The organism is Flavobacterium sp. FlaQc-30 (assembly GCF_044005885.1).
Lineage (GTDB): Bacteria > Bacteroidota > Bacteroidia > Flavobacteriales > Flavobacteriaceae > Flavobacterium.
The window spans coordinates 67,676-90,751 of sequence record NZ_JBIPCO010000009.1 but is presented as its reverse complement, the minus strand read 5'-3'; the positions used below and the strand labels follow the sequence as shown (position 1 = coordinate 90,751).

The 23,076-nt window shown below is 32.8% G+C and carries 21 protein-coding genes; 9 read left to right on the top strand and 12 right to left on the bottom strand.

Annotation, left to right across the window (positions count from 1 at the left end; genetic code table 11):
• Position 1 precedes the first annotated feature (1 nt).
• Positions 2–928, top strand: coding sequence for a hypothetical protein (locus ACHRV0_RS18775; protein WP_395442048.1), 927 nt, complete (start codon positions 2–4; stop codon positions 926–928).
• Between the two features lie 151 nt (positions 929–1,079).
• Complete coding sequence (locus ACHRV0_RS18770; RefSeq protein ID WP_395442046.1) at positions 1,080–1,700, top strand: hypothetical protein; 621 nt, start codon at positions 1,080–1,082, stop codon at positions 1,698–1,700.
• 97 nt (positions 1,701–1,797) lie between these two features.
• Here ACHRV0_RS18770 and ACHRV0_RS18765 read toward each other — a convergent pair whose 3' ends face one another.
• From ACHRV0_RS18765 to ACHRV0_RS18740, 6 genes are all read right to left on the bottom strand, one after another.
• A complete protein-coding gene (locus tag ACHRV0_RS18765) occupies positions 1,798–2,499 on the bottom strand; it encodes a DUF2971 domain-containing protein (protein ID WP_395442044.1) in 702 nt (233 codons plus the stop codon).
• A 135-nt stretch (positions 2,500–2,634) separates the two neighbouring features.
• Positions 2,635–4,464 carry an ABC transporter ATP-binding protein gene (locus ACHRV0_RS18760; protein ID WP_089054151.1) on the bottom strand — a complete coding sequence of 610 codons (1,830 nt, stop codon included), beginning with the start codon at positions 4,462–4,464 and terminating at the stop codon, positions 2,635–2,637.
• Complete coding sequence (locus ACHRV0_RS18755; RefSeq protein ID WP_395442041.1) at positions 4,457–5,500, bottom strand: YhcG family protein; 1,044 nt, start codon at positions 5,498–5,500, stop codon at positions 4,457–4,459. The genes ACHRV0_RS18760 and ACHRV0_RS18755 overlap by 8 nt, the downstream gene beginning before the upstream one ends.
• A 5-nt stretch (positions 5,501–5,505) precedes the next feature.
• Positions 5,506–7,233: a phospho-sugar mutase gene (locus ACHRV0_RS18750; protein ID WP_395442040.1), complete on the bottom strand. Its 1,728-nt coding sequence runs from the start codon at positions 7,231–7,233 to the stop codon at positions 5,506–5,508.
• Positions 7,234–7,323: 90 nt separating this feature from the next.
• Positions 7,324–8,280, bottom strand: coding sequence for a glycosyltransferase family 2 protein (locus ACHRV0_RS18745; protein WP_395442038.1), 957 nt, complete (start codon positions 8,278–8,280; stop codon positions 7,324–7,326).
• An 8-nt stretch (positions 8,281–8,288) separates the two neighbouring features.
• Positions 8,289–8,819 (bottom strand): DUF4199 domain-containing protein, encoded by a 531-nt coding sequence (locus tag ACHRV0_RS18740; protein WP_129023561.1) that lies wholly within the window; start codon positions 8,817–8,819, stop codon positions 8,289–8,291.
• Positions 8,820–9,067: 248 nt separating this feature from the next.
• On the opposite strand from ACHRV0_RS18740, the gene ACHRV0_RS18735 reads away from it, so the two are divergent.
• Positions 9,068–9,322 (top strand): type B 50S ribosomal protein L31, encoded by a 255-nt coding sequence (locus ACHRV0_RS18735; RefSeq protein WP_008464817.1) that lies wholly within the window; start codon positions 9,068–9,070, stop codon positions 9,320–9,322.
• 366 nt (positions 9,323–9,688) lie between these two features.
• Entirely contained in the window at positions 9,689–10,864 is a 1,176-nt protein-coding gene (locus tag ACHRV0_RS18730) for a GlmU family protein (protein WP_395442036.1), read from the top strand.
• Between the two features lie 107 nt (positions 10,865–10,971).
• Here ACHRV0_RS18730 and ACHRV0_RS18725 read toward each other — a convergent pair whose 3' ends face one another.
• The gene (locus ACHRV0_RS18725; protein ID WP_089054157.1) at positions 10,972–11,415 is read right to left on the bottom strand and encodes a PepSY-like domain-containing protein; all 444 of its coding nucleotides are present in this window, start codon (positions 11,413–11,415) and stop codon (positions 10,972–10,974) included.
• 200 nt (positions 11,416–11,615) lie between these two features.
• Between ACHRV0_RS18725 and ACHRV0_RS18720 the strand changes: the two genes are divergently transcribed.
• Complete coding sequence (locus ACHRV0_RS18720) at positions 11,616–13,250, top strand: ABC-F family ATP-binding cassette domain-containing protein (RefSeq protein WP_089054158.1); 1,635 nt, start codon at positions 11,616–11,618, stop codon at positions 13,248–13,250.
• A 62-nt stretch (positions 13,251–13,312) separates the two neighbouring features.
• On the opposite strand, the gene ACHRV0_RS18715 is transcribed toward ACHRV0_RS18720, so the two are convergent.
• Genes ACHRV0_RS18715 through ACHRV0_RS18705 form a run of 3 tightly spaced genes read right to left on the bottom strand, consistent with a single transcriptional unit; the run spans position 13,313 to position 16,820 of the window.
• Positions 13,313–14,470, bottom strand: coding sequence for an ABC transporter permease (locus ACHRV0_RS18715; RefSeq protein WP_395442033.1), 1,158 nt, complete (start codon positions 14,468–14,470; stop codon positions 13,313–13,315).
• Between the two features lie 2 nt (positions 14,471–14,472).
• The gene (locus ACHRV0_RS18710; RefSeq protein WP_395442031.1) at positions 14,473–15,426 is read right to left on the bottom strand and encodes an HlyD family secretion protein; all 954 of its coding nucleotides are present in this window, start codon (positions 15,424–15,426) and stop codon (positions 14,473–14,475) included.
• 11 nt (positions 15,427–15,437) lie between these two features.
• Positions 15,438–16,820: a TolC family protein gene (locus tag ACHRV0_RS18705; protein ID WP_395442029.1), complete on the bottom strand. Its 1,383-nt coding sequence runs from the start codon at positions 16,818–16,820 to the stop codon at positions 15,438–15,440.
• 267 nt (positions 16,821–17,087) lie between these two features.
• Between ACHRV0_RS18705 and ACHRV0_RS18700 the strand changes: the two genes are divergently transcribed.
• Genes ACHRV0_RS18700 through ACHRV0_RS18690 form a run of 3 tightly spaced genes read left to right on the top strand, consistent with a single transcriptional unit; the run spans position 17,088 to position 20,960 of the window.
• A complete protein-coding gene (locus ACHRV0_RS18700) occupies positions 17,088–18,299 on the top strand; it encodes a hypothetical protein (RefSeq protein ID WP_395442027.1) in 1,212 nt (403 codons plus the stop codon).
• A gap of 58 nt (positions 18,300–18,357) precedes the next feature.
• Positions 18,358–19,509, top strand: a complete 1,152-nt coding sequence (locus tag ACHRV0_RS18695) for a porin (RefSeq protein ID WP_129023554.1) — start codon at positions 18,358–18,360, stop codon at positions 19,507–19,509.
• 20 nt (positions 19,510–19,529) lie between these two features.
• Complete coding sequence (locus ACHRV0_RS18690) at positions 19,530–20,960, top strand: anion permease (RefSeq protein WP_089054164.1); 1,431 nt, start codon at positions 19,530–19,532, stop codon at positions 20,958–20,960.
• Here ACHRV0_RS18690 and ACHRV0_RS18685 read toward each other — a convergent pair.
• Positions 20,957–21,241, bottom strand: a complete 285-nt coding sequence (locus ACHRV0_RS18685) for a GNAT family N-acetyltransferase (protein ID WP_129023578.1) — start codon at positions 21,239–21,241, stop codon at positions 20,957–20,959. The genes ACHRV0_RS18690 and ACHRV0_RS18685 overlap by 4 nt on opposite strands.
• 311 nt (positions 21,242–21,552) lie before the next feature.
• On the opposite strand from ACHRV0_RS18685, the gene ACHRV0_RS18680 reads away from it, so the two are divergent.
• Positions 21,553–22,212 carry an alpha/beta hydrolase gene (locus ACHRV0_RS18680; protein ID WP_395442024.1) on the top strand — a complete coding sequence of 220 codons (660 nt, stop codon included), beginning with the start codon at positions 21,553–21,555 and terminating at the stop codon, positions 22,210–22,212.
• Positions 22,213–22,484: 272 nt separating this feature from the next.
• Here the strand turns inward: ACHRV0_RS18680 and ACHRV0_RS18675 are convergent, their stop codons facing one another.
• A complete protein-coding gene (locus ACHRV0_RS18675; protein WP_089054166.1) occupies positions 22,485–23,000 on the bottom strand; it encodes a hypothetical protein in 516 nt (171 codons plus the stop codon).
• Positions 23,001–23,076 lie beyond the last annotated feature (76 nt).

Genomic DNA, 23,076 nt, shown 5'->3' with positions numbered 1-23,076 from the left:
TATGAAAAGAGTATTTAGCATTGTTTTATCTTTTACTTTTTTATTTTCTTGCGCTCAAAAAGAAATGGAAAAAGAGATTATCGCTTATCAAGATAAAATGTATGATAAGATAGAAAAATTTGACACAAAACCTTTGTATATATTACAAGTAAATAAAAATAATTGCAGAGTATTAGTTTCTTGTAACGATATACCACATTGGATCACTTTTTTTGATAATGATGGAGCAAGTACTCCTTTGTTTTTGAATGATTACATTCTGAAATCGGGTAATCAAATTGTGAAAATACAGATCTATCCTAAAGAGGGACAGGAATTTATTGCAGATAATGCTGATTTAGATATTAAATTAAAATATGCAAAAGACAAAAATGATGGTGTAGATACGTATACAAATTTATCACACGTAGAGTTACCAGAAAATATTGGGAGTAAAAAATCACCTTATTTGGAGCTTAAAATACCATTTGAAGCTATTGTTCCTTGGGATTTTAGCAAAGATTTAGACACGGCTCAAGATTTATCTAAAGTTCCAGATATAGAAGAAAAAGTAGTAAAAAAGTACAAGCAATTGAGAGAATTATTAGTAAATGGCGATGGCTTATCTTTTCTTAAAGAAATCGAGCGTAGTGATTTAAAAACAATGTCTTATTTATATTTTACAAAAAAAGAAATATTAATTGAAGATAAAATCGAAAACAGTGATATAAAACCTATTAGAAAAGATGTTAAAAACAGAAAAGTATACCCGATTGAAGATTATGAAATGACTTTTAGTGCAGATAACAAATTAGTAATATTAAGACGTAAAAAAGATCGAGAAGAGATACTAAATGTAGAGTTTGAAACTGAAACAGGTGTTGATGGATCAATTAGATGTACAATACTCTATATGCCGTATAATAGTAATGAATTAAAGGTTTGGTAGTGAAAAAAGCACCTTCTTTGCCAAATAGTGATTTAAAAGTAAAAAGCCCTAAAGGTTGTTATTTGGTATTTTGGTTTTTTATAGTGACTTTATTAGGAATGCTTTTAGTGCTTTTTATTAAAATTACATGTTTTTCAGGAGAAGTAATAACATGGGAATAAAAAGAGCAACTTATATAGTTTCTATATTCTCAATAGTAAATAGTATTTATTTATCTTTTGTTTATTTGGAGGCATTTATGCTTAATAAATTAGATAATAAATTAATTTCAAATTTTACATTAATACTTTTTTCGACACTCTTAATTTTATCGACTGTAGTAATAATTGTTAACATAACAAAAAAGAGAAAAAATAGAAATTTAAATTTTGTAGATTTCTTATTGCAGAAAATACTGCTTCCTGTTTTTTGTCTTTTTTTTATGTTATTTATTTACGACAACTTGAAATTCGACTATTTTGAGTTGCTAATATATGGCATAGCAATTCTGATAGAAATTTTTAGCATTGCATTTGCAATTGGAAAAAATAGAGAAAATGCATTGTTGAAACTTATGGGAGTTGTATTTGTTTGGGTTATTATAGCAACTATTTGTTTTTCTCTAACAGGAATTTTTGATCAATATTTTGGATATAAGGAATTGGGAAATTCAAATTTAAGATTGGTATTTACAGCTGTTTTTTATCATTTATTTAATGCTTGTTTCTTATTTTATTCTAGTTTGCCTAAAATTATGATTGATGAAGAATTTAAAAAAAATGTCAAGATGTAAGGAATATTTAGATATATATAGTCGTTTAAAAATATTCGATTTCTTAGCGTTATTATTAATCATGGTTTCTAATTTGCTAAGCCTGTGCCCAAAAAACTCAAATTAAAATATCACTTTCCAAATCAGATTTTTCTATGTCAAAATCATGATCTAGTTTATGAACTAAATCAATTACAAGTTTTTTATACCAGTTCTCTGATTTAGGGTGTATATAAATTTTTTCGATAAGGTATTTAAGGTCAACATTGATTCTTAAACCATCGTTTATTTTGAGATTGCTTTTGGAAGTATCGGTAATAATTCGGACCTCGCGTTCGTATTGAAAGCTTTTTCTTTTGAATAAAAACGGAAAGAATAAATCATCAAACGGAATGTATTCTCTTTTGTAATCGATGTAATTTACTTCGCCTATATATTGGTCGAAATTGTTTTCTGGTTTTAAAGCTTTCTGTAATCTTCCAATTGTAGACTGAATGGCTAATCCTTCGCTGTTTTGAGTAAAAATCTGCCACATTGCAAACGATTCGTATTCATTTATGTGCCAGCTGCTGATCGCAACTTTTTCTCGATGCGTTTTGTAGTAACTTAGGAAATCAGGATTGTCAACTGCAAGCTTTTTTATCTCTTCGTAAGTAGGTTCACTGAAAGTGCCTTCGTATTGATCTTCGAATTTGTCAGAACGAGACATAAATAACTTCTTCGAAAGTAATAGGTCTAGAAATTTAGATAAATCAAGATATTTCCAAACAATCGTATTAGGATCATTTGGCAGTTTGATATTAGGGTTGTTAATATACATTTTTAAGAAGCGTTAAAAAGTTTATTCTTTAACTAACCTAAAGTTATAAAAATAAACACAGATTAAAGAAATTAAAATCAGGTTTAATAATTCTTTAATCTGTGTTCGTTTATTTGTTAAGTCTTGGTTTTGTGCTTAAGACTCGAAAGACTGCATAGTTACCAGTTTATTGTAGGTTCCGTTGTGAGCAATTAGTTCATCATGTGTTCCTTGCTCAACAATTTTGCCTTTTTGCATTACTACGATTATATCTGCTTTTTGAATTGTCGAAAGACGGTGGGCAATTACAATAGAAGTTCTGTTTTGCATCATGTTTTCTAAAGCGATCTGAACAAATTTTTCGCTTTCAGTATCTAATGCAGAAGTTGCTTCGTCCAAAATCATAATCGGCGGATTTTTTAATACTGCTCTTGCAATCGATAAGCGTTGTTTTTGCCCGCCAGAAAGCTTATTTCCGCTGTCTCCGATGTTGGTATAAATTCCCTGCGGAAGATCTTTTACAAACTCATATGCATTTGCGATTTTCAAAGCTTCGATTATTTCATCATCAGTAGCGTCTAGTTTCCCTAATGAAATATTGGCCTTAATAGTATCATTAAATAAAATGCTGTCTTGTGTAACTAGTCCCATTAAGCTGCGAAGCGATTGCAGATTCATATCCTTAATGTTGATGCCGTCAATAGAAATTGTTCCGTCGTTTACATCATAAAAACGAGTTAGTAAGTTTGCAATAGTACTTTTTCCACTTCCAGATTGACCAACAAGTGCAACAGTTTGTCCTTTTTTAATTTGAAGAGAAAAGTCTTTTAAAACCGTTTCTTCTTCGTATTTAAAGTTGATGTTTTGAATGTCGATATTATTATCAAAAGTCGATTTTTCAATTGCATTTTCTTTAGAAACAATAGTGTTTTCTTGTTCCAAAATTTCAAGAACACGTTCTGCTGCAGCATTTCCTCTTTTTACTCCATAAGAAGCTTTAGAAATGGCTTTTGCAGGAGTTAGAATGTTATAAGCCAATCCCATGTAAGCGATAAAAGCGGCGCCTTCTAAAGTTTTATCAATTAAAACCATCTGTCCGCCGTACCAAAGTAAAATGGCAATAACAGTAATCCCCATAAACTCACTCGCAGGAGAAGCTAAGTTCTGACGGTTTCCAATACTGTTTGATAAATTGAAAAAACGTTCTGTTGAATTTTGAAAAACGGTATTAAAGTAATTTTCAGAATTGTATCCCTTTACTACTTTTAATCCGCCAATTGTTTCTTCGATAGTAGATAGAAATCTTCCTTGTTCTTCTTGAGCTTTTGTGGATTGTTTTTTAAGCTGTTTCCCAATCAAAGAAATAATATATCCTGAAACTGGAATAAAAATAAAAACAAACAAAGTCAGTTTGGCACTGATGATAAGCATGGTAGCTATCGTAAAAATAATAGTTAAAGGTTCTTTTACGATAAGCTCTAAGATTGCTAAAAATGAGTTTTGAACTTCGTTTACATCTGCAGAAATTCTTGAAATTACATCTCCTTTTCTTTTTTCAGAATAAAAAGCCAAAGGAAGTTCTAGTGTTTTTTTGTACAAAGCATTTCTCATGTCTTTTAAAACACCATTTCTCAAAAAATTGATAAAAAACATCGCTAGATAATCGGCTAAATTTTTTAATAAAAAGATCGAGATGATTATAGCAACCATAATAGATAGAACATAACCAGATTCGTGAGTTCCTTTTGTTGTGGTAATATAGTAGCTTAAATAGTCTTCTCCATATTCTTTAAGCTGTAAAATTCCTTTAAATACGGGTTTTACATTGTTTGCTTTTGTTTTGTCAAATAACACCTGAAGCATCGGTATTAAAGCAACAAACGAAAGTGTACTGAAAAGCGCATACAAAACATTAAAGAAAATGTTTAAGAAGGCATATTTTTTATATGGATATATAAAAGGAACTATTTTTTTGAAATTACTCATTTTTATGGATATTGTTTTCTGCTATAGCGATGGCTCTTTCGAGTTTTTCGAGCAATAATTTTTTTTCAGGTAATTGGGTTAAATATGCCGAAACTTTGATTTGGTCATCGTTGTCAAGCATTAAATAATTAATTTGTTCTGGAGATTTTTCACTGCATAAAATTAATCCAATTGGTTTGTTTTCTCCTTCTTTTTGTTCGTTTTTCTCCAACCAGCGAAGGTATAACTCCATTTGACCTTTATATGAAGCTTTGAATTTTCCTAGTTTTAAGTCAATTGCGACCAAACGTCTTAAGCCGCGATGATAAAATAGAAGATCAATATAAAAATCTTCGTCATCTATAGTGATTCGTTTTTGGCGGGCAAGAAAAGCAAATTCGCTTCCCATTTCAGTAATGAAATTTTGTAATTGGGCTAAGATTGAACTTTCTAAATCTTTCTCCGAATAAGTGTCGTGAAGACCTAAGAAGTCTAAAAAGTAAGGATCTCGAAAAGTTAAATCAGGACTAATTTGTTTTTCAGTTTTTAATAACTCGAGATCGTTAAGGATTGTTTCTTCTGGTTTTTTGCTGATGGCGGTTCTTTCAAAAAGCATGCTGTCAATGCGTTCTTGTAAGATTCGTACACTCCAGCGTTCGTGAATACTCATCTGAATGTAGAACTCACGTTTTATGTCGCTTTCAATATTTAGTATTGAGTATAAGTGCGACCAGCTCAATTGTGCAGACAGTGTCTGCACAATTGTAAAGTCTTGAAAAACAGAGTTTAGCTTGATGAAGCTGTGTATGTTTCTTTTGCTAAATCCTGTTCCGTATCTTTTTGATAATTCTAAGCTTAAGCTTTGAATTGTTTTTTTGCCATAATCAGCGCGATCGTTTTTTAGAATTTCATCATTGATGCTTCTGCCAATCTTCCAATATAAGAGCGTTAATTCCTGATTTACTGTTTTGGCAACAAAATGACGAGTCTGATCTATTAGTCCAATTATTGAATCTAATAGCTCAAGTTTATCATTTGTTTCCAGTTTGGCACTCATTATATTTATTTCAATTGCATATCTGCAATGATGTTTTGAATTTTTCCGTCTAAGAAACTTTCTGCGGCATCAAAATCTAGTACAGATTCTAATTCGGCATTTACACTGATGTAAAACTTGATTTTTGGCTCCGTTCCACTTGGTCTTGCGCAAATTTTAGAGCCGTCTTCAGTATAATAAATCAATACGTTTGATTTCGGAATATCCATTGAAGATTCTTCGTTTGTCAATAAGTTCAATGCAGTCGATGATTGATAGTCTTCAACCATAATTACACGTTGACCGTTTACTTCTTTTAGAGGATTTTGGCGTAGATTAATCATCATTTGATTAATTTCTTCTAAGCCTTCCATGCCTTTTTTGGTCAATGAAACTAAATATTCTTTGTAAAAACCATTTTCAACATAAAGTTGTAAAAGTTCTTTATAAACAGAGCTTCCGGCAGCTTTTGCCTGAGCAGCAACTTCACATATTAATAAGGTAGCAGCAACAGCGTCTTTGTCTCTAACTGCGTCGCCAACCATAAAACCAAAGCTTTCTTCACCGCCTCCAATAAACTGAAGCTCAGGAAAATCTTTGATCATTTTAGCAATCCATTTAAATCCTGTTAAGCCAACTTTACATTCTACGCCATAACTTGTAGCCAGCTCCATCATCATTGGGGTTGAAACAATTGTTGAGCCTATAAATTGTTTTCCGTTAAGTTTACCTGCTTTTTTCCATTGTTTCAATAAGAAAGAAGTCATTAAAATCATGGTTTGATTTCCGTTAAGTAAAATCATTTTACCATCATTGTTTCTTACAGCAACTCCTAGACGATCACAATCAGGATCTGTTCCAATAACAATATCTGAATTAGTTTTATCTGCCAAAGCCAAAGCCATTGTTAAAGCTTCTGGTTCTTCTGGGTTTGGAGATTTTACTGTTGGGAAATCACCATTTGGTTCAGCTTGTTCAGGAACAATGTGCACGTTTGTATATCCAGCTTGTGACAAAGTATCTGGAACAGATTTTATAGAAGTTCCGTGCAATGAAGTAAATACAATATGTAAATTGTCTTTGGCTTCAGCCGGAGTATTAAAACTTGCATTTTCAATTGAAGATTTTACAAATGCTTTGTCAATTTCAGTATCGATATATTGAATTAAGCTCTCGTTTGCATTGAACTTAATTTTATCGTAGCTTAAATTTTCGATCACATTAATAATAGCAGCGTCTTGCGGAGGAACAATTTGTCCGCCATCTTCCCAATACACTTTATATCCGTTATACTCAGGAGGATTGTGTGAAGCAGTAAGAACGATTCCGCATTGACAACCTAAATATTTAAGAGCAAAAGACAATTCAGGAGTTGGACGCATATCAGAAAACAAATAAACCTGAATTCCGTTTGCAGAGAAAACATCGGCAACCACTTTTGCTAAAGTGTTACTGTTATGACGACAATCGTAAGCGATAACTACTTTTAAAGGCTGATTTGGAAAAACTTCATGAAGATAATCAGAAAGACCTTGAGTGTTTTTTCCAAGTGTATATTTGTTGATTCGGTTATTTCCAACACCCATGACACCGCGCATTCCGCCAGTTCCAAATTCTAGATTTTTATAAAAGCTTTCTTCAAGTTCTTTTGGCGAAGTAGTCAATAATTCTTTAACAGCTGCTTGCGTTTCTTTGTCAAATGTTGGCGTCAACCATTCGTTTACAGCATTCAATATGTTAGGTGCTATATTCATGTAAATGTCTTTTTAATATTTTTTAAATAAAAATAAGTTTTTTCAGGAGTCGATCCTGTTTCCTACGTCTGAGAAGGCAAAGTATTTCGATTAAAAATTAACCTCTCTTGAAACCTTATAACGTTCTTCGTTGTTTTTGGTTCTCAAAATGATTTCGCCTAGAAAACCTGCTAAAAAAAGCTGAGTTCCAAGAATCATTGTGGTTAACGCAATAAAAAACCACGGATTACTAGTTACCAGGCTGTACTTCATTCCATTGTACATATGGTATAGTTTTGAAATACCAATGTATCCCGCAGATAGAAATCCGATAATGAACATTAGTGAACCTATCGCTCCAAATAAGTGCATTGGTCTTTTTCCGAATCTTGATAAAAACCAAATCGTAATTAAATCTAGAAAACCGTTTATGAAACGATCCATTCCAAATTTAGTTTCACCATACTTACGCGCTTGGTGAATAACCACTTTTTCGCCAATTTTATTAAAACCAGCATTTTTTGCCAAAACTGGAATGTAACGGTGCATTTCACCAGATACCTCAATGTTTTTTACAACTGTGTTGTTGTATGCTTTTAGTCCGCAGTTAAAATCATTCAATTCAACACCCGAAGTTTTTCTGGCAGCCCAGTTGAATAATTTTGAAGGCAGATTTTTTGCTACGACAGAATCGTAACGTTTCTTTTTCCAGCCAGAAACCAAATCGAATTTCTGAGTTGTAATCATTTCATATAATCCTGGAATTTCATCCGGACTATCTTGTAAATCGGCATCCATTGTAATAATTACATCGCCTTTTGCTTTTGCAAAACCAGCATGCAAAGCCTGCGATTTTCCAAAGTTTTTCATGAAACGAATCCCTTTTACATTTGGGTTTTCGTTTGAGAAACGTTCAATAATATTCCAAGAATCATCTGTACTTCCATCATCCACAAAAATGATTTCATAAGAGTAATTGTTAGATTGCATCACTTTAATAATCCATGTATATAGTTCTTGAAGTGACTCCTCTTCATTTAGAAGCGGTATAAGTATAGATAAATTCATTTATATTTTTATTCTTGTGTAGATTTGCTTTTGAAAAATGCAGCTAAAATTAATCCTAAAATTGAGTAGCCGACAATACTGAAAATTAAAGCTTTTAGTTGTTCTATAGTTGAGAAAGGACTGTTTTCTTTCATTTTAGCTAAAGCTTCATTTACAGCTGAAGCTGGTGTTCCAAACTTTTGTAAAGTTTCAGCCATGTATTTTATAAGTAACTCGTTTACGGTGTCTTTAGCGCCTGGATCGACTACATTAAATAATATAATACTAAATAAGGTAGAAATTGCTAAAGCAATTATAGTAGTTATAAAAAAAGTGGTAAATGCATCTTTAAACGAAAAAAAGCCGTTGATTTCTTTTTTTGTTTTAACCAATAATAGGATGCCAATTATTAAATAAAGCACAAATGTTAGACCGCCTACCCAGCCCGAAACAAATAATTTTAGATCTATAGCATACATTGTTGCAGTAATCAAAGCTAGGATGATTCCTAGAGTAATGCCGTAAGTAACTCCATTCTTTTTAATAACTTCATTAATCATATTTCTATAAGTTTAAAATTAATCCACAAATATAGTAATTCCCAGTATAATCGAAGATAAAAAAAGCTTTTCGAAATAAACTAAAAAAAAGTGAGCTAAGTATTTGTTTATTAAAAAAGAATTGTAAATTTGCACACTCAAAAATAATTAAATTTTTAAACAAAAAAGAGTAGAGTTGTTTATACCTTTTTCTAACCATGGAAAAGCTTCAAAATAAAAATGCTCTAAAACAATAAATAAAAGAAAAGATGAAAAAAGGAATTCACCCAGAAAATTACAGATTAGTTGCATTTAAAGACATGTCAAATGACGAAGTTTTTATCACTAAATCTACTGCAGATACAAAAGAAACAATTGAAGTTGACGGAGTTGAGTATCCAGTTGTAAAAATGGAGATTTCTAGAACATCTCACCCTTTTTATACTGGTAAATCTAAACTTATCGATACTGCAGGACGTATTGATAAATTCAAAACTAAATATGCAAAACACGCTAAAAAATAATAGCTGTTTACAATCATACAAAAGCCTTCCAATCGGAAGGCTTTTTTTGTACAATAATTTATTAGCTGCGACTCGAGCGATAGCGAACTGGCGAAGCAATTCACGAATTATTTTATTCTAAATTATTAAAAGACAAAAACTAGATTTTAAATATAGAATGTGGCTTCAACCATGCGGTACGTGTTGCAGATATATTGTGTCCTATGGTTGAAATCACGGGCTATGTTTTTTTATTATAATTAAGAGCAATACGATTATTCATGAATTAATTACTATCTACTAAAACAATTTTAGTAAAAAAAATAAATATTTGTAACTTTGACCCTGATAACCAAATCAAGATTTTAACAAGTACAAAATTTATTTATGAATTATATTCTTTTTGACGGTCCGGTCCGGAATGCTTTACTGCCTTTTACTTTTACAAGACCTGTGGCTGATATTCTAATTGGAATTATGACGATTCGCCAAAAATGGGAATCACGTTTAGGTTCTACTATTACAACAATTACTGAGGATTACTTATCTGCCAAATTTCCGATGGTGGAAATGGAAGAAAATGTAATGATTAATGCGGCGTATTTACCAAATGATGCACTGGCAGAATTAATTTCTGATTTAAAAGAAAATCAGGCGATCTTTAAAGGAGATGATGTAATTGCTTTTTTTACAACAGAAAATCAAGAAGAAGTTGATTTTGATTCATACGAAGTTATTCAGTACAATGAAGATTGTTTGACGGTTGAACATACATGGGATATTTTTTCTAAAAATGACGCTGCGATTCGTGCTGATTTTGCTTATTTGACAGAAGATAGAAAGTCACAGCCAATTCCTAAGAGTGTAAATGTTATAGCGCCTGAGAATATTTTTATCGAAGAAGGAGCAAAATTGGAGTTTGTAACTTTAAATGCATCAACAGGACCTATTTATATAGGTAAGAATACTGAAATCATGGAAGGAACTGTAATTCGCGGTCCTTTTGCTTTATGCGAAAATGGTTCAGTAAAACTTAATGCTAAGATTTACGGAGCAACAACAGTTGGTCCAGGATCTAGAATAGGAGGAGAGGTTAAGAATTCTGTTCTTTTTGCCAATTCAAACAAAGGGCATGATGGATTTCTTGGTGATTCAGTTTTGGGAGAATGGTGTAATATTGGTGCAGACAGTAATAATTCAAATCTTAAGAATAATTACGAAGAAGTAAAATTGTGGAGTTATGAAACAGAAGGATTTGCAAAAACAGGTCTTCAGTTTTGTGGTTTAATGATGGGTGATCACAGCAAATGTGGTATCAATACTATGTTTAATACTGGAACTGTTGTTGGAGTAAGTGCTAATATTTTTGGTTCTGGATTTCCTAGAAATTTTGTTCCAAGTTTTTCTTGGGGCGGAGCAGCTGGTTTTACAACGTACGTAACCAAAAAAGCTTTCGAAACTGCCAAATTAGTTATGGGAAGACGAAATATTGCTTTTGATGAAATAGAAGCTTCAATTTTAGAGCATATTTTTGAAGAAACTAAAAAATGGAGAAAAGATTAATTAGATAATTAGTCAATTTGAAAATTAGATAATTTTTTGAACCCGACAAATTTTTAAAATTTGTCGGGTTTTGCTTTATAGTAGATTTTTAAATTTATCAGTTTTTGTTAATTGTCAATCTTAGTGAAATCTCCTTTTGTGTTGAATTTTAATTCTAAACCGTTGGTTAGTTTTGTTTCATAGCCAAAAGACCCCAGTTCAATTTTGGTTACTTTTTCTTTAGGAAAATTTGCTTTTACGTAAGAGGCAATTTTTTTTGGGATGATAGACGTTGGAAGTTTAGCGCCTTTACCATCAACTTCTTTCCAGTTTCCTTTTTTGTCAAATTCGATTTCAATTTTATTATCAAATTGAACTTTGTATTCTGTAGAGAGAATTTCTTTATCCTCTAATATGTAGCTTGGTTTTTTTGAACCAAAGTGCGTTTTTAAGAAAGTTTGAGCATTTGCTGGCAAAGCTTCTTTTTTAATTACCGTTTTTTGCGCATGTGCAGAAAGTCCAAATAATAACGCCGCAATAAGACTGGCAGTTAGGTTTAATTTAGTTCTCATATTTTGCTGATTTTTAAATTCTTATACAAGATAAGATTAAATTTTGTGAATATGTAGGAATATTGATGTAATTTAAAAAATCATGCTGCTCTGTAATCTAAATAATATTGTCTAATACTCTAATTAATCTATCTTTGCAGCACGAAAAAAATGGGTAGTCAAATAAACGATTAACCGATTAAACAAATTCACAGAAAGTAATGATTACAGTTAACGATATTTCGGTTCAGTTTGGTGGAACTACATTATTTAGCGATGTTTCTTTTGCTATAAACGAAAATGATAAAATCGCCCTTATGGGTAAAAATGGTGCGGGAAAATCGACACTTCTAAAAATAATTTCAGGACAAAGCAAGCCTTCTACAGGAAGTATTTCTACACCAAAAGATGCTGTTGTGGCTTATCTGCCTCAGCATTTATTGACCAAAGACGGCTCTACTGTAATGGAAGAGGCTTCTAAAGCTTTTGGTGAAATTTTTAAAATGAAAGCCGAAATCGACGAAATCAATGAGCAGTTAACAGTTCGTACGGATTATGAAAGTGATGCATACATGAAATTGATCGAACGAGTTTCTGACTTAAGTGAGAAGTATTATGCAATTGAAGAAGTAAATTACGAAGCGGAAGTTGAAAAAATCTTAGTTGGTTTAGGTTTTGAGAGAGAAGATTTTACACGTCAAACTTCTGAATTTTCTGGAGGATGGAGAATGCGTATTGAGTTGGCTAAAATTTTACTTCAAAAACCAGATTTGATTTTACTGGATGAGCCTACCAACCACATGGATATTGAAAGTATTCAATGGCTGGAAGAGTTTTTATTGACTTCTGCCAAAGCGGTTGTGGTAATTTCGCACGATAGAGCGTTTGTAGATAATATTACAAATCGTACGATCGAAGTAACAATGGGAAGAATCTACGATTATAAAGCTAAATATTCTCATTATTTAGAACTTAGAAAAGACCGTCGTATTCATCAACAGAAAGCTTATGATGAACAGCAAAAAATGATTGCTGACAATAGAGCTTTTATTGATCGTTTTAAAGGAACGTTCTCAAAAACCGATGCAGTACAATCACGTGTGAAAATGCTTGAAAAACTTGAAATTGTTCAAGTTGATGAAGTAGATACTTCTGCATTGCGTTTGAAGTTTCCGCCGGCGGCACGTTCTGGACAATATCCTGTTGTAGTAAAAGAAATGTCTAAATCGTACGGAGATCATGTCGTTTTTAAAGATGCTAATATTGTAATTGAACGCGGTCAGAAAGTTGCCTTTGTTGGTAAAAATGGAGAAGGAAAATCGACCATGATCAAAGCAATTATGAAAGAAATTGGTGTTGATGAAGGAAGTGTTGAAATTGGGCATAACGCACAAATTGGATATTTCGCTCAAAACCAGGCTTCATTATTAGATGAAAATGCAACTATTTTTGAAACTATCGATGCAATTGCAGTAGGAGATATTCGTACACAGATTAAAAATATTCTTGGAGCGTTTATGTTTCAAGGTGATGATATTACCAAGAAAGTAAAAGTGCTTTCTGGTGGAGAAAAAACACGTTTGGCAATGATTAAATTGTTGTTAGAACCAGTAAATTTATTGATTCTGGATGAGCCTTCGAATCACTTGGATATGAAGACAAAAGACATCATTAAAGATGCTTTGCGTGATTTTGACGGAACATTAATCTTGGTTTCTCACGACCGTGATTTCCTTGACGGATTAGCGACTAAAGTTTTTGAATTTGGAAACAAACGTGTGAAAGAGCATTTTGAAGACGTAGCAGGTTTCCTTGCGCATAAAAAAATGGATTCTATGAGAGAGATTGAAAAGTAATTCTCTCTTTAAAAAATATAAAGGCATAAGTTGATTCTTATGCCTTTTTTTATGTCAAAAAATTATGCTTCTTTTAAAATGCTTTTCTTTTTAAAATACAAAGCAATGTAAGCACCAACTGAGCAGACTGAGCCAATAATAATCATATTCCAGATTGGTGTTGTAGTTTGTGAAAAAGCACCGTCTTCAATAATTAGAATTCTAAAAGCTTTTAAGAAATGAGTCAACGGAATCACATTTGCGATCGCTTGAACAGCTTGAGGCATTTGGCTTAAAGGCCAAGTAAAACCGCTTAATATAAAGCTTGGCGTTGCAATTACCATCAAAATTTCTGTCGCTTTTAATTGATTTGGAACGACTACACTTACCAAAATTCCGATGAAGGAAACAGACAATACAAATATTCCAGCAATAAAAGTAAGCGGTAGTAAATTTTCATAAAACGGAAGCCTGAACCACAAAGTAAAAAGCCAGTAAATAAGCCAGACTCCAAAGCTCATTATGAGATATGGAATTATTTTTACGGCAAGCATTTTGAAAATTGACGGGCATCTTTTTACTAAATCTTTAAAAGTCCCGTTTTCAAATTCAGAAGCAAAAGAAAGTGCTAATCCGAGTAAAAGCACTTGCTGCAGTACCGTTGCAAGAACACCCGGCCAAAGAAAATACATATAGTTGGTGCTGCGATTGTATTTTTTTATAAAAGTAGTTTTGAAAGGTTCATATTGCGACATGAGCAAATTTTCAGGAATACCTTGTTTTCGTAATGTTTCAATTTGAACACCTGCTTTTAATGTTCCTAAACAAACTTGTATAGCAGTCGAAGCATAATTAGCCGTTAAAACATTAGATGTATTTACAATGGTTGTAATTTCAGGATACTTTTTAGTGAGCGTCATTTTTTCAAAATCTTTTGGAATAATAACTACACAAGTTGCTTCTTTTTCAATGGCAATTTTGGAAAGATTATTTTGATCGTATAAAATAGAAGCAATCGATAAAACTTCATTATCCTCAAACATCTGAACTGCTTTTGAGCTTAATTCACTTCGATCCTGATCAACTACAATTATGGGTAAATCGGTTACCTTGCCTTTACCATAAACATATCCCAGTAAAACACCATAGAGTATTGGTGCGCCAATGAATAATATTCGGAGCACTTTGTTTTTCCAAAATAATTGAAATTCCCGTTTAAGCAATGAAAAAAAGTTTTGCATAGTTAAAGCGATAAAGTAACAGTTGTTTTTGTAATAAGATTTTTTGCCTGCTCCATATTTGAAGGTGTTATTTTTATTTCGAATAAGCTTTCCTGCATTTCGTAATCTGGATAAGCAGTAGCAATATTTCCGTAAGCCCCCAATTGTTTTATGGTGGTAATTGTTCCTTTAATATTTTCTTTTTTATATGGAACCTGTACCGTTATTTCTTGCCCCTTTTTTAACTTATCCAATTGTTTTTCAGGTATTGTAAAACGAAAATAAGTACTGTCGGCAATATAGCCATTAAACAAAGTGTAACCCGGCAATGCAAGTTCGCCAAGATTTAAAGTAATCGTTTCGATACTCATGTTCTGCGGAGCAATTATATAACGTTCCTTATTTGCGGTTTCTACTTCCTGCAATGCGCCAAGAGCTCTGTCTTGCTGTCCTAAAGCCATTGTTTGCTGTTCGATTCGAGCGCCTTTTTTTGCATCATCAAGCTCGGCAATAACTGCATTATACTGCGCTTGTGCTCCTTGATATTTGGCAAAAGTTTCATCATAAGTTTGTTGAGAAATCAAAGAATCTTTCAGCATATTAGTCAATCGTTTGATTGATTTTTGAGCAAACTCGTATTGTTCCTTTAATCCCATTTTTTTAGCCTCGAGCTGTTTAATTTGGTTTTCAGTAGCGCCTTTTACTGCCATTTTATATTGTGCTTGTGCCGAGATTACTGCGCCTTCAGCCTGACTTTTTTTAGCATCTACTTCTGGAATGTCTAAAATTGCCAATGTATCTCCTTTTTGTACAATGTCTCCTTCCTTGACATAGATTTTTAAAATCTTGCCAGGAATTTTACTGACAACTGCAATTTGTTCTTTTTCTATTTTTCCTTGAATTGTATCCTCTTTTTTTGCTTTTTGACAGCTCATTAAAAGAAGAATTACGACAGCGGTTACAATTATTTTTTTCATAAATAGAACTTTTATTTAGATATTTTTTTTGATAAATCGCCCGTGGCAATTATAGTTTCAATAGCAGCAAGCCTTTGTTCAATCAATGTCGTTGTTTTGTTTACAGATGCTTTATAAGAGTCGTTTTCTGCTTCAAGACGTTCAGATATATTGATTAAACCTTCTTTATACTGTTTTATGGCCAGATTTAAATTATTGTTTGCCACTTTTTCCTGCTGTTGCGTAATGTCTATTTTTTGAGTCAGCACACTATAATCAACGAGATTTTTTTCAAGCAGAAGTTCGAGTTTCTCTTTAGTGTCATCAATTTGATTTTGAACCTGTTCAATATTTATTTTAGCTTCATGCACTTTGTGTTTTCTTTCAAAACCAGAAAAAACTTCCCATTTCATCGCAGCTCCAACAACCCAGTTGTTGCTTATTGTAGCTTCGTTTAAACCTAAATATAAAGCTTGATTAATTCCTGTAATTATTGGTGTAGTAGCATTTGCATCAAAAAGACTGGAATACGAAACTCCTCCAAACGCTCCTAAAGTTGGCAGATAAGTTCCTTTCTCCTTCTTTAATAAATATTCATAAGCAGATTTAAAGGATTCCAATGCTTTTATTTCTTGTTTATTTTGCGTGCTTAATTTTTCGTCTGTTATTAAATAGGGGTTTAAGTCGTAATGAACATTTTCTATTTCTGTAATAGAATAACCCGTTAAATATTGAATTTTTTTATAAACTAACTTTCTTTTCCCGTCGAGTTCAATTTTTTTTGAAGCCAGTTCTAATGAAGCCAGTTTAATTTTATCCCGATCATACGGAATGGTAAGTCCTTGTTCGATGGCTTTTGTGACACGTTTTGTTTCTGTTTCTAGTCGGTTTTCGCTTTCCTTTAGCAGTTTGTCAATCTCCTTCAATAATGCTAATTGATCAAAAGTGTTAATGACTTCTTTTGTGATTTGATCTTTTTCAGATTCTTTTAAAAATACAGTTCCTTTAGTTTTTTCTTCAATAGCTTTTGCTCCATTCGGAATTTGCATACCGCTGAATAGTACGGTTTTTGCCATTACACTTCCATTAAAGATGTTTCCATAATTTTTAAAAGCAGTTTTGCCGTCAAATAAAGGATAGTTTACAATTGGAATAGTTGCCGTAGGAAGATCTACAGTAAGTTTATTGTCAAAATAAGTATAAAGAGCACTCGCTTCAACCGTTGGAATATATTTATTCCAGACACTTTTTTCCTGAAGATTCAATTTCTCAATGTCTAAATCCTTGTTTTTTAAAGAAGCACTTTTTTCGATAGCCTTCTGGATCGCATCATCCAAAGTCGATGAGACCTCAATTTGGCCATATCCACAGGTAATTGAAAGAAAAAAAAGAAAAAGAAGTACATGTTTTTTCATCGCAATTTAATTTCTATAATTTGACAAATCGTAAAACAGATTTTGTAAGACATTACAAAAGAAGAAGATGTTCATAAAGAACGCTTATCTACAAATATAAGAATATAAGTCTTACAATATGACCTTTTTTAGAAGTAAAGTTGGGCAAAAAGGCTGTTTTTATTTAGTGCTTTATAATGTAAAACAGAAAGTTGTATAGTAGTGTTAAAACTTTGTGTGTTTTTTCATACCTTAGTCAAACCAAAAACTAATTAACTAATTATTAACATGAAAAAAAGTATTCTGTTTTTTGCGGTTTTAATGAGTAGTTTGTTTAACCCTTTGTTTTCTCAAACAAATGATGAACCTGTAGCTTTAGGTTTACCTGGGGACAACCTTAATTTATATGCTGTATTAGATATATTTCAAAAATCAAAAACTTTAGAAGATTTTGAAAAAGCATTAAACGATCCAGAAACTAAGGTTAATAATTTAGATTTAAATAATGATGGAGAAATCGATTATATTGAAATCGAAAGTCATAAAGAAGGAAATACACATGTTATTGTGCTTCAGGTAGCTGTAAATAGTAAAGAAACTCAAGATGTTGCAGTTATTGAAGTTGATAAAGACAAGAAAAATAATGTTCACGTTCAGGCAATTGGAGACAAAGATCTATATGGGAAAAATTATATAGTTGAACCTTCAGATACAGCTGCAGGAACACCAAATCCCGGTTATAAAGGAGACCAAACAGTAATTGTAAATAACAATACAACTAATAATTATAATACCACAACCAGTCCAAGTTATGTAAGTACAAGTGTGAGTGCATGGCCGGTAGTGTTGTTTTTGTTTTCTCCTATATATGTAGCGTACAGATCGCCTTGGTATTGGGGTTATTATCCTCCATACTGGCGTCCGTGGCGTCCAGTTTATTATCATGACTATTGGGGGTATCACGGACATTATTACAACAATCGTTATTACCGAAGAACTACCGTTATAAGAAATCCTAGATATTATAATAATTATGCCACCAGAAGAAATTCATCTGTAGTAGTTAGGGATAATCGAGTTAACGGACGTTATAAAGGGACTTATAATGGCAGGGATTATAAAAGACCTGCGCCGGTAACGCCTGCAAGACCTTCAAGACCAGGAAATAGTACAAGACCGGTAACTCGACCAACAAATCCGTCGACCAGACCTGGAGGAACAACTAGACCAGTAACACGTCCAACAAATCCTGGCACAACAAGACCAGTAACGCGACCAACAAACCCAACAACTAGACCCGGTGTGACAAACCCTGGTACAACAAGACCAGTGACTCGTCCTGCAAACCCGTCAACAAAACCTGCGGTAAGACCAACACAGCCTGTAACTCGCCCCGCAGCGCCAGTAACACGACCAGCAACTCGTCCGGCGCCTAGTCCAGCACCAAATAGAAATACAGCAGCCCCAAGGCCGGCAAATCGAAGTTCAGATAGAAGATGAGAGGAGAATAAAAAGTAAGCAGAGATAATATTGTACTAATTTTTTATTTAAAGTCTTTATGAATAAACCTTTACTAGTAAAAATTATTTTTATCCTTTTGATAATACCACATTTTGTGAATGCCCAAACCGCTGCAACTCAAACTGCAACAGATTCTGATGATGGTGTTAAGTATCCGCAGTTTCAGTTTAAAGGGCTTTTTCAAGCTCGATATTTAGAGAGTTTTGGTGATAATGTAGATGTAATGGGAGTTCATCACTCTACAGGAGATGCTACTCAAAGTACATTTGATATTAAAAGAATGCGTGTAGGATTGAATACAAAACTTAGCGAAGCTACGGAAGTTGTAATATTAGTAAATCTAGCCGATTTTAAATCAGATACAAAAGGAAAGGTGCTGGAGAATGCTTATGCAAAATATACTTTTAATAAATATATAGCGATAACAGGCGGGCAATTTCGTCCAGCTTTTGGTATAGAGGAATTGGTTCCTGTGGACATTATTAAATCTTTCGATTTCTCTAATCAATATTATGAATTTGGAAAAAACGGATGGACGAGTTTTCAAATTGGAGCTTCGGCAAGCGGAAACTTTGACATTGGAAAAATTCCTGTAAACTATGCTGTTTCGGTTTTAAATGGAAACGGTAAAAATCAGGAAATGGATAAAGATAATGGTAAGCAGTATTCTACACGCTGGGTTTTTGGATTGTCAAAGGAACATAAGATAAATTTAGGTTTGAATGCTGGAACTGGTAAGGTTTTCAAGGAAAAAGTTTTTGCCTTTGGAGCTGATATTACCAGCGATTTTAAGCTGACAGATAAATTTACTTTTGATTTGCAGATAGAGTACAAGCAAGGTACAAATCATAATTTATATTTTTCGCTGCCGGCTGATACAAGAACTCCTGATGTTTCTGATTACCAAATGCGCGGAATTTATTTTCTGCCTAATTTAAGATACTCCGTTAATTACAAAAAACTGACCTCTTTAGAATTGTCTTGTCGTTTTGAAAGTTTCGATCCGAGTTATAAAATTAATTCAAATGTTAGGCAGACTTATACGCCAATGATTAGTTTTGAATTTGGAAAAGCGTATACAGGTCGTATCGAAATGGGATTTGAAATAGACAGATATGCTCGCAATATCCCAGACACCTCTTCTTATAATGATAATTTGTTTCTAATTCAGTTTCAATGCAGACTGTAGTCTAATTTAATCCTAATTTTATGAAAGAAGTAAAAATCCCTCAAACCTTAATTACGCTTGCAGTTGGAATTGCAATTTGGTTAATCCCTGCGCCAGATGGTGTAGTAATCGAAGCATGGCATTTGTTTGCCATTTTTGTAGCTACAATTTTAGGAATTATTCTAAAAGCTGCTCCCATGGGTACAATGTGTATGATTGCCATTGCTTTAACCGCTTTTTCTCAGGTTTTGGCTCCTGGTGATGCAGGTAAATCAATTACTTTGGCTCTAAAAGGCTTTGGAGATAAAGTGATTTGGTTAATCGGGATTTCATTTTTTATAGCGAGAGGATTTATAAAAACAGGTTTAGGAAACAGGATTGCTTTTTTGTTTATTAGAATATTCGGAAAAAGTTCATTGGGTCTGGCTTATGGCTTAGGTTTGGCTGATTTGGTTTTAGCTCCTGCTGTACCTAGTAATACAGCTCGAGGCGGAGGAATTATTTATCCTATTATGAAATCAATGTCAATGAGTTTTGGTTCTATGCCGGATCAACCCGAAACACACCGAAAACTAGGATCATATCTTACTCTAAGCAGTTACAATGCAAATTTAATTGCGTCTTCTATGTTTTTGACAGGAACAGCAAGTAACCCGATGTGTCAAAAGTTTGCACTTAATTTAGGAATAAAAATTTCTTGGATGTCATGGGCGGCAGCTGCTATAGTTCCTGGTTTGTGTGCTTTTTTTGTAATTCCTTTTGTGTTATATAAAATTTATCCGCCTGAACTTAAAAAAACGGGAGATGCACCGCAAATTGCTGCTCAGAAATTGAAAGATATGGGGCCAATTACCCGCAACGAATGGATGATGCTCCTAACGTTTTTTATTTTGTTATTTCTCTGGATGACTGGTGATTTGTTTTCTATTGATGCTACAACAACGGCTTTTATAGGTTTAGTAATTTTGCTTTTAACTTCGGTGCTGACTTGGGATGATGTAAAAGCTGAAAAAGGAGCTTGGGACACAATCGTTTGGTTTTCAGTTTTAGTTATGATGGCAAGTTCGTTAAACGAACTAGGTTTTATAAACTGGTTTAGTAATGTAATAAAAGCAGAAATAGGAGGCTTGAGCTGGCAGATGGCATTTCCTATTATTGTGCTAGTATACTTTTTTAGCCATTACCTTTTTGCCAGCGCAACAGCTCACGTAGCGGCAATGTATGCGGCGCTTTTAGGAGTAGGAGTTTCGTTAGGGGTTCCAGGATTGCTTTTAGCGTTTATGCTTGGTTTTGTAGGGTCAATTTACGGAACTTTAACGCATTACGGTCATGGGCCGGCACCTGTTTTTTTTGGGAGCGGCTATGTTGATTTAAAAAGCTGGTGGGTCAAAGGTTTAATAACCGGACTTGTAATGCTTTTTATTTATATGGTAATCGGCGGTATGTGGCTTAAGCTGATAGGCGATTTTTAGATTCTAATTCCCGGAGGGAGCAATTCTTTGTATTTTGGGTTTTTCTTGAAAAAAGAAACAATTTTTGGATGGATTGGAACTACTCTCAATTTTTTTTCTGTGCTCAGCTCCATTATGTTTTTAAGTAAGGTGTCGATTACAGCTTGATTTTCGTAGTTTTCTGGAGTGTTGATTTTTGTTAGGAAAATTTTCTTTTCCTGAAATGAATATTCAATGCTTAATAATCCTTCTGGAACTGTGGTTTCAAATTGTCTTGCAAAAGTATTGTCTTTGATTTCCATAGTAATTTCAATAGATTCCATAATTTGTCATGTTTTTATTAGTCGTTAATATGTAATAGAGAATGGGGGTGGAACAATCTCATGTAGAATTCTTTTTGGAAATTTTAAAAAATGTCGGACTACAAAGGTAATCATTTGATTTTCAATATTAGATTATTTTTTGAAATCTCTATTTTGGGTATGAAAGCAGTTGTTTTTTTGTTTTATTTTTTTAGAGTTTTAATTATGGTGCAAGATTTGCTGTGGGTACAACTAAAAAAAGTACTTTTAACTTGAAATTATAGTCATAATTGTAATCCATTTTCAAACAAATGAGCAAAATTCCTGTATATTTTATGCCCGGTTTAGCAGCAAGTCCTGCCATTTTTGAAAGAATCAAACTAGATGAAACTATTTTTGAAATGTGTCTGTTGGAGTGGGAAATTCCAAACCCAAAAGAATCATTGTCTGATTATGCACTGCGAATCAGCAAGAATATAAAACATGAAAATCCTGTTTTAATAGGAGTATCTTTTGGAGGAATTTTGGTTCAGGAGATAGCAAAACACATTCAAACCAGAAAAGTAATTATTATTTCTAGTGTTAGAAGTAATGTTGAGTTTCCGAGAAGAATGAAAATTGGCAAAACAACAAAAGCTTATAAACTGATTCCAATGAAGTTAATTTTAAACATTGAGAATCTTGCAAAATACTCTTTTGGCGAAAAAGTCAATAAGCGCATTAAGTTGTATGAAAAGTTTTTAGCGGTTCGTGATCTTAATTATTTACAATGGGCAGTAGAATCGGTTATTTTATGGGATAGAAATCAAATCGATGAAAAAGTGATTCATATTCACGGTGATCACGATGATGTTTTTCCTATAAAGTATATTAACAGCTGTATTGTTGTAAAAGGCGGAACCCATATTATGATTCTTAATAAGTACAAATGGCTGAATGAGAATCTGCCTTCTATTATATTAGAGAATTAAATTCCAATTTTAAAAATCCAAATTCCAATTCTTTGAAGTTTCTAGCGCAATCTTGTCATTTCGACGAAGGAGAAATCTCCGCAAGTAGCTCGACAAAGATTATCGATTTTGATTATAGAGTTACTCGTGAAGATTTCTCCTTCGTCGAAATGACAAACTAAGCGTTGGTCTCGTGTTAGAAAGAAAATTTAAAATAAAAAAAATCCCAAATTCACAATTAATTGGAATTTGGGACTTCAATCCCGATAGCTATCGGGATGTAATTTAGAAAATTAGATTTTCTTCATTTGTTCTTTCATCATTGAGATTTGCTCTTTCAGCATTCCTTGTTTGTCTAATTTTTTAGCTTCAGCTAATAAATTTGTTGCTTCAAGTTTTCTTCTGCGTGACATTGCAACTCCTGCAAGGTTTAATTTTGCAACGGCTAGATCCATATCCATAGATAGTCCAAGTTCAATTGCTTTTTTGAAATGTTTCTCAGCTTGAATAAGATTTGTTTGAGATAACATGATTCCGTGAAGATAATTAAAATAACCTTGTTGCTTTCTTACTAATGCAGTTTCAGGGTTTTTAATATAAGATAACCATTTTTTTGCTCCTTCAAAGTCTTGTTTTCTTAATTTAAGGAAGGCTAAAAGGATAAATTCATTTTTAAAGTAAAGAAAAATTGGAATTGCAGTTAGTAATAAAAGGAATATTCCGTTACCTATATTGCTTTCTGTAAATTGCCAGATGCCAGCTACTACAAGTAATCCAGCTAAAATAAGTTTGATAATTTTATTAAACATAATTGATGTATATTTGTGATTGCAAATATAGTAAAATGAATTAAAAATATTTTTATTAAAGTACTTGCCAGAAAAA